Origin of the sequence: uncultured Clostridium sp. (assembly GCF_947036855.1) — a bacterium.
Taxonomy (GTDB): Bacteria; Bacillota; Clostridia; order Clostridiales; family Clostridiaceae; genus Sarcina.
Genome location: NZ_CAMQRY010000113.1, coordinates 1 through 7,718, shown reverse-complemented (window position 1 = coordinate 7,718; position 7,718 = coordinate 1). Strand labels below are relative to the sequence as shown.

The 7,718-nt window shown below is 29.7% G+C and carries 8 protein-coding genes; all 8 read right to left on the bottom strand.

Going from position 1 to position 7,718, the window contains the following annotated elements:
- Positions 1-68: 68 nt before the first annotated feature.
- The 8 genes from Q0V15_RS10385 to Q0V15_RS10350 all read right to left on the bottom strand — a co-directional run bounded on the left by Q0V15_RS10385 (position 69) and on the right by Q0V15_RS10350 (position 7,672).
- On the bottom strand, positions 69-827 hold the full coding sequence (locus tag Q0V15_RS10385; RefSeq protein ID WP_297438715.1) for an ABC transporter ATP-binding protein: 759 nt from the start codon (positions 825-827) through the stop codon (positions 69-71).
- Between the two features lie 109 nt (positions 828-936).
- Entirely contained in the window at positions 937-1,917 is a 981-nt protein-coding gene (locus Q0V15_RS10380) for a sensor histidine kinase (RefSeq protein ID WP_297438713.1), read from the bottom strand.
- Between the two features lies 1 nt (position 1,918).
- Complete coding sequence (locus Q0V15_RS10375) at positions 1,919-2,590, bottom strand: response regulator transcription factor (protein ID WP_297438711.1); 672 nt, start codon at positions 2,588-2,590, stop codon at positions 1,919-1,921.
- 198 nt (positions 2,591-2,788) lie between these two features.
- Entirely contained in the window at positions 2,789-3,652 is an 864-nt protein-coding gene (locus Q0V15_RS10370; protein WP_297438709.1) for a YitT family protein, read from the bottom strand.
- Between the two features lie 9 nt (positions 3,653-3,661).
- On the bottom strand, positions 3,662-4,762 hold the full coding sequence (locus Q0V15_RS10365; RefSeq protein WP_297438707.1) for a Sapep family Mn(2+)-dependent dipeptidase: 1,101 nt from the start codon (positions 4,760-4,762) through the stop codon (positions 3,662-3,664).
- A 1-nt stretch (position 4,763) separates the two neighbouring features.
- Positions 4,764-5,720 (bottom strand): N(4)-(beta-N-acetylglucosaminyl)-L-asparaginase, encoded by a 957-nt coding sequence (locus Q0V15_RS10360; protein WP_297438705.1) that lies wholly within the window; start codon positions 5,718-5,720, stop codon positions 4,764-4,766.
- Positions 5,721-5,774: 54 nt separating this feature from the next.
- Positions 5,775-6,299 (bottom strand): GrdB-related putative oxidoreductase, encoded by a 525-nt coding sequence (locus tag Q0V15_RS10355; RefSeq protein ID WP_297438703.1) that lies wholly within the window; start codon positions 6,297-6,299, stop codon positions 5,775-5,777.
- A gap of 11 nt (positions 6,300-6,310) precedes the next feature.
- Complete coding sequence (locus tag Q0V15_RS10350; protein ID WP_367173771.1) at positions 6,311-7,672, bottom strand: PTS sugar transporter subunit IIC; 1,362 nt, start codon at positions 7,670-7,672, stop codon at positions 6,311-6,313.
- Between the last annotated feature and the right edge of the window lie 46 nt (positions 7,673-7,718).

Genomic DNA, 7,718 nt, shown 5'->3' with positions numbered 1-7,718 from the left:
CTATATGGTAAATAAGTTTGTTTGCTCTTTTTAATATTGCTTTTTGCAAGACTTAGATAAAGCATATCTTATTCACCACCTTTAGTAATTACTGATAGTGCTTTTGTAATTTTCTCATACATATCATCATCATTCATACTTCCCTTATAAATTTGATGAAATACCTCACCATCTCTTATAAATAGAACTCTTTTAGCTCTACTTGCAGCTCTTATACTATGAGTTACCAATAAGATTGTTTGTCCACTACTATTTATTTCATCAAATATATTAAGTAAATTCTCTGCTGATTTAGAATCTAAAGCTCCTGTTGGTTCATCTGCTAAAATAATCTTTGGATTTGTAATCAAAGCTCTTGCCACTGCTATTCTTTGCTTTTGTCCACCTGATATCTCATAAGGATATTTATTTAACAATTCTTCTATTCTAAGCATCTTGGCTAATGGACTTATTCTGCTTTCCATCTCTTTATAATTTGTTTTGCTTAAAACGAGTGGTAAAAAGATATTATCCTTTGATGAAAAATTGTCTAAAAGATTAAAATCCTGAAATACAAATCCTAAATTTTTTCTTCTAAAATCAGAAATCTTACTTTCCTTTATCTTAAGCGTATTTTCTCCATCTAATAAAATTTCTCCACTTGTCTGTCTATCAAGCGTTGCAAGTAAATTTAAAAGAGTAGTTTTCCCTGAACCAGACTCCCCCATTATAGCTAGGTACTCACCCTCTTCAACTGAAAAAGTTATATTATTTAAAGCATTAACCTTATTCCCCCCAAATCTTGTAGAATATACTTTTTTTAAGTTACTAACCTTTAATAAACTCATAAAATCCTCCTTAGTCTTTCTTATAAGTTAATTATAAAAAAAATATCACTTTCTCTCCATAACCTTAGCTTACAATATACCCTCTAACCTTACACTTTTGTAATACTGGCTAATAATCTAATATCTTTTTATCATTTGTTGTAATTATAGCCTTTGTTCCAGTACCTACAACTGACTCTATTTCTAACTTATATCCAAGTTTATCAAATATCTCTTTAGCTAAATAAAGCCCTATTCCTGTTGATTTTTTATCAAGCCTTCCATTATATCCTGTAAATCCCTTATCAAATATTCTTGGTAAATCTTCTTCATCTATGCCTATCCCTGTATCTTCAATATAAAGTTTATTTTTCACTACATAAATAGATACACCACCAGACCTTGTATACTTTATACAATTGGAAATAAGCTGCTCAACTCCAAAAGCTAACCATTTTTCATCTGTTATTACTTTAATATTTGAATCCTTATAATTAAGTGCTAATCCTTTTCTTATAAATAATCTTGAATACTTTTTAATAGATGATTTTATTATTTTATCTAAATCATACTCATTAATAAGTAAATCTGACTCACTTTCTGAAAGTCTTAAATATCCTAAAACCATAGATACATACTCTTCAACTTTAAATAGTTCACCTAAAAGTTCACCCTTTTCCTTTGTATTTATCTGTTGTAAAATAAGATTCATACCTGATATAGGAGTTTTAACCTGATGAACCCACAATGTATAATAATCAATCATTTCACTTTTATTTTTATCATTAATTGTTTTAAGATCTAAACTTTCCTTATATATCTTTTGAATTATTTCTCCATATATTTTCTCTATCAAACCATCTTCTATATCAAATAAATTTATCTCTGTATCAATATTTTCTTTTATATCCATTAGTCCTTTATATTTTTTACAATACTTATCAAAATCAAATAGAGCAATAATAAAACTCACTACTGCTACAATTGCTATACTATATAACACTGGCTCTAAACTTAAATCATATAAATATAAAATCCCACTAAAAATACTCATATTTATAATCATAAATATAAGCATCTTACTTCTATCTTTTAAATAACTCCAAATCATCTTATTCCACCATATATCCAATACCCTTTTTAGTTTTTATTAAATCATCTATATTAATAGACTGTAATCTCTTTCTAAGTCTTGCAATGTTAACAGTAAGAGTATTATCATCTATAAAACTATCACTATCCCAAAGTTTAACCATAATATCCTCCCTAGATATTGCCTTACCTACATTCTCAAATAATATTTGAAGTATCTTAAACTCATTCTTCGTAAGTTCTAAAGACTGCTCTTTATAGAAAACAGAATACTCATTAATATTTAAAATTATTTCTTTATTTTCTAAAATATTTGTTTCATTTCTAAAAGAATAACTTCTTCTAAGCAAAGCTTGTACTTTTGCTACTAAAACATTTATATCAAATGGCTTAGTAATAAAATCATCTCCACCCATATTCATTCCCATAACAATATTCATACTCTCCGTCATAGATGATATAAAAATTATAGGTACTTTAGAAACTTTTCTAATCTCACTACACCAATGATAGCCATTAAAAAACGGCAAACTTATATCAAGTAAAATTATATCTGGCTTGTACCCTACAAATGCACTTATAACTTCTTTAAAATCAATAACCTCCAAAACATCATAACTCCAACTAACTAAAGCATTTTTAATTTCTCTGCTAATTATCAAATCATCCTCTACAATTAGAACCTTATACACTTAAATCACCTCATAATAAACATACTACTACAATTTTCTATAATTTGTAAAATACAGACTATAGAAATCTAATGTAATTTCATACAGAAATAGTTTTATGAAATATATAATAAACATAATAAAATGGACCCTATAAAAAGTGTTTTTTATAGGGTCCATTTTACTTAATCAAAGTAGTTTCTTATTTTTAAAAATACTTTAAGAATCTATCGGTTGTTGATAAAAACCACCAAAAAAATTTTCTGTTGTTAAAACATTTATAATTGCTTGTGGATCAGTTTTCTTTATAAGCTGTGCAATATCTTGAACTTCATATGCAGATACGACCGTATGTAGTAAGCTCATTCTCTCTTTGCTATATCCACCATAACCATCTAATACAGATACTCCATGCCGATATTTTCTAATGTATTCATCCACAATTTCATCAGCCTGCTTTGTTGTAACTTGTAATGTTACACGCTTGTATCTTTGGTAGAAAAATGAAATTGTTTTTGTAGATATAAACTGAAAAACTATAGAATAACCTGCATAAACCCATCCAAACATAGAACCAAATATACAAAGTATAACTGCATTAAATATAAATACATACTCCCAAATTGATTTTCCTTTTTTATTTGAAATATGCAGTGCAATAAAATCAGTTCCTGCTGTTGATGAATTTCCTTTTAAAGCTATAACTATGGACATTCCATATAATAATCCCCCGAAACAAACATTCAAAATAATATCATCAAATAGCACTTGGAATGTGAAAATCTTCAAAAAAACACTAGTAATCACTACCTGAAAAAGTGATGAAATAACAAATCTTTTACCGATACTTTTATAACATAGTATAGCCACTGGAATATTCAACACAATTAATCCTAAGGATGTTGAAAAGTTACCTCCATATAAGTAAGCAATACGATCAATTAAAATCGCAACTCCTGTAAACCCACTTGAAAGAAGACCTGCTGGTTCTACAAAAACTTTAATTGTATAGGCTTGTAATATTGAAGATGCAATAACGGCTAAAGCTGTTATTACATCTCTATAATTTATTTTTTTTATCATTTTTTACTCTCATTTCGCTAAATAATATAAACTAAGTGCATATATTTTAGCATTTGTAATAATATCATCTATACTCATCCATTCATTAGGTTGATGTCCTATCCCTTTCTGTCCAGGAAATGATGGTCCAAAAGGTACAATATTCGGCATAAGTTTTGCATAAGTTCCACCAGTTGTTGTTACAGGTGTTCCATCCTTACCTGTTATAGCCTCATACGTTTTTTTTAATGTATCAACTAAAAAACAATCTTTTTCAAACTTAATAGGATTAAAATTACTAATACATTTTACTTCAAAATTAGAAATTAATTTTTTTATTTTTCCAACTATCTCCTCACAATTAGTATTTGCTGGGTAACTCACGCTAAATCTAACTGAAGGATTCTCATTATATAATAAACTATAATTTCTACACTCTAAATTTCCAAACTCTTTATCATTTATATCTATCCCCAATTTTTCACCATTATTTTTAGAATTTAAAATATAATCATTAACAAAGCTAAAAAATCCTTCTAAATTTCCTTTATCACCCTTAACCTCAATTAATGCTCTTCCTCTTTCTGCATAAACAACTGGGTATTTACAATCTGGAGTAAAGCCCATAACAGGTGGTTTTTCTTTTTTCAGATAATATTTTAAGTCCTCAAAACCACTCTCTTCATCACAACCAAAAATAATTCTCACTTCATGTTTTAAGTCTATATTTAATTTTTTCAAAGCATATAATGCATATAAACAAGATATAATAGGTCCTTTATTATCTAATATGCCTCTACTATAAATAACACCATTTTCAGTGTGTCCACTAAATGGTGGTTGCTTCCACCCCTTACCTACTTCAACTACATCTAAATGTCCAATAGCACACACATAGTTATCACTTTTCCCATAACTTGCATACCCAATGTAATTATCTATATTGGTAGTTTGAAAACCTAAGTTTTCTGCTAGGGCAAGAGTTTTATCTAATGCCTCTTTAATCCCACTACCAAATGGTGCATTCTTACATTCTTCTGATTTTATACTATCAATTTTGACTATAGATATAATATCTTCTATCATATATTTTGATATATTTTCTATTTCATTTATAATTTTTTTATCCATACTATAACTCTACTAACTGCGCTGTTCTAGTTTTCATATAATTATCAAGCCACTCTTTACTAGCAACCTCATGAATACATTTCCCATCTATATTTTTTGTTATATAAACAACTGGTTCTTCTATTTCAGTAGCTACAGCAAAAGAGAATCCTTCGATATTTGTAGCAACTCCCCACTCACCCTTATTATTCATAGCTATAAGTGACATATCTCCAGCTCTACCACGACGCTCTTTTAACTCTTGGTCAAATGTATTTACAACTTTTTCACAAGCATCTTGTGGGTGTATTCCATCTTTCATCAAACGTACTATCTCATAAGATACACAGCCTTTCATAAGATCCTCACCAAGCCCTGTAGCACTAGCACCACCAACTTTACTATCTACGTAAAACCCTGATCCTGAAATTGGAGAATCACCAACTCTTCCACTCTTCTTCATAAACAATCCACTTGTAGACGTAGCAGATGTCATCTTTCCAAATGTATCTAAACAAACCATTCCCACAGTGTCATGTCCTGAATATGGCTTGATTTCTAAATCTTTAATTTCCTTAACTCTATTCTTATAGTGAATTTTAGCACGATCTGTTAGCATATTTTTTCTTTCAAAACCTTCCTTATGAGCATACTTTTCTGCACCCTCACCAACTAGCATACTATTAACTTTTTCCTTTGAAAGTTTTCTTGCTATACTCACAGGATTTGCATAATCCTTAATAGCAGCAACCGCTCCTATATCAAGTGTATCTCCATCCATATAAGCTGCATCTAATTCTACAACCATCTCTTCATTAGGAAGTCCACCATATCCAACTGATTTGTAATAAGGAAAATCTTCTACTCTTTTTATAGCAGTTTCTATTGCATCTCCTGATACTTCTTTATCTTTTAACATCTCACTAGCTTCTGTTATACCCTCTATAGCCATACGCCATGTTGCAATTATACCCCACATATTTATATCTCCTTTATTTTGCAAAAAGGATGCTAGAAGCATCCTTTTCTTTTTTTATTTAAAACAATATTTTGAAACAATTATATCTAAATCTTTTTTATCTACCATTGCCTTTGCTAACTCACACATTCCCTTTAATGATTCATTAAGTCCTACTCCACCTTTTTTAGGCGTTTCAACAATATGAACCTTATTTTTAAACTCAGAAATTATAGTTTCATTTTCTTTTGACATAGCTGCAATTGCAGGAACATCAGTATTTTTATTAATTGCATAAGCAACATTTGCTGCCATTTTAGCAAAACCTTCATAATTAAATGCTGGTCCACATATTACTGCATCTGGCTTAAGTTTTTCAACCATAGCACTAAGTTTGCGTGTTACTTCTTGAGAATTTGCTTCATAAAAACCATTTCCACAATATAAACAAGCAATTACTTTTGCATCAATTCCCTTTAAATATGGTTCCATCATAATAGCAGGTCCTACAGCTTCTTTTTTAGCTCCTAAAGGAATCATTGTATCATCCTTAATTCCTGCACCTGATTGAATTTGGTCATAAATCATAATTATCTTCATATATTCATCTCCTATAAATCATCAAATGATAGATCATCTAATGAGAAATCATCTTCATCCTCTTTTTCACTTGCTTTACTTTCATCATCTATATACTGCTTATCCATAATCTTAATAAATGGCATATACATAAAGACTCCAAGAACTAATAACCCTGCTTGTAATAATGCTCCTGCCCAGTTAGTAGCAAGGAAACCTGAAATAATAACCGGTGTTGTCCAAGGAATATTTATACCATTACAAACTGGAACAAGTTCCATTGCCATTGCAGAGTATGCTATAACAATATTAACAGTTGGTACTACTATAAATGGTACTAACATTATTGGATTTAATACAATTGGTAATCCAAAAATAATTGGTTCATTTATACCAAATACCCCCGGTACTAATGAAAGTTTTCCTAGCTCTTTAATTCTTTTTGATTTACAGAATAATAACATAGCTATAATTAAAGATAATGTTGACCCAGCACCTCCAAATGTAGCAAATAAATCTTGGAATTGTTGAGATATAATATTAGCTTCCCCAATTCCAGTTTTAAAGAATTCTAAATTTTCAGCAGATAGTGTTTGTAAAATCGGATTAAATACAGCACCTACTACTGAACCACCATTGATACCAAAGAACCAGAATATGTGTAGGAAAATATAAGCTGTAACCATTGCACCTACAGTATCCCCAATATTTAATAATGGTGTTTGTAAAAATTCAAAAATAATTGTAAATATATCACTTCCAAAGAAGCCTGCTACTAAATTAATAATAAAGAATATTGACATAACTACAGTTGCAGGAATTAATGCTGCAAATGATTGTACAACCGTCGGAGGAACACCCTCTGGCATTTTAATTATCCAACCTTTTTTCTCTACCCAAGAATAAATGTGTACTGATACAAATGCACAAATAATACCAACAAAAATACCTTTAGCTCCAACCCAGCCAGTTGGTATACCACTTAAAGTAACATCTGCTCCATCTACTGTTCCTGTAACCTTATATGGCATTAACAAGAACCATGACATAATAGCTACTGCTGATCCAAATAGAGGATCGGTCTTCATTTTTTTAGCAAATGAAAATGCAATACCCATTACTGCAAAAATAGCCATAATACTAAATGTAGCGCTTGATGGTTTCTCAATAAATGAAGCTAATGTTTCACCAGTATTTGAATTAATAACTACTGAAGAAATCCACTTTGTCCAAGCTGGTATCGGAAAATTAGCTATTAATAAGAAAATAGAACCTGCTATTAATAATGGTGTTGAAATTAGAAAACCATCTCTAATAGACATTAAATATTTATTTCTACCTATAGCTTCTGCTAATGGTATCATAACTTTTTCAAGCTTTTTAAACACAAACATGTCCCCCTTTATTTTCTGTTATTTACTTTTTATTTTCTATTATTTT

What these genes read in the sequence shown, in the direction of transcription:
- Q0V15_RS10385 (WP_297438715.1), bottom strand. Translation starts at nt 827, where the DNA reads ATGAGTTTATTAAAGGTTAGTAACTTAAAAAAAGTATATTCTACAAGA.
- Q0V15_RS10380 (WP_297438713.1), bottom strand. Translation starts at nt 1,917, where the DNA reads ATGATTTGGAGTTATTTAAAAGATAGAAGTAAGATGCTTATATTTATG.
- Q0V15_RS10370 (WP_297438709.1), bottom strand. Translation starts at nt 3,652, where the DNA reads ATGATAAAAAAAATAAATTATAGAGATGTAATAACAGCTTTAGCCGTT.
- Q0V15_RS10365 (WP_297438707.1), bottom strand. Translation starts at nt 4,762, where the DNA reads ATGGATAAAAAAATTATAAATGAAATAGAAAATATATCAAAATATATG.
- Q0V15_RS10360 (WP_297438705.1), bottom strand. Translation starts at nt 5,720, where the DNA reads ATGTGGGGTATAATTGCAACATGGCGTATGGCTATAGAGGGTATAACA.
- Q0V15_RS10355 (WP_297438703.1), bottom strand. Translation starts at nt 6,299, where the DNA reads ATGAAGATAATTATGATTTATGACCAAATTCAATCAGGTGCAGGAATT.
- Q0V15_RS10350 (WP_367173771.1), bottom strand. Translation starts at nt 7,672, where the DNA reads ATGTTTGTGTTTAAAAAGCTTGAAAAAGTTATGATACCATTAGCAGAA.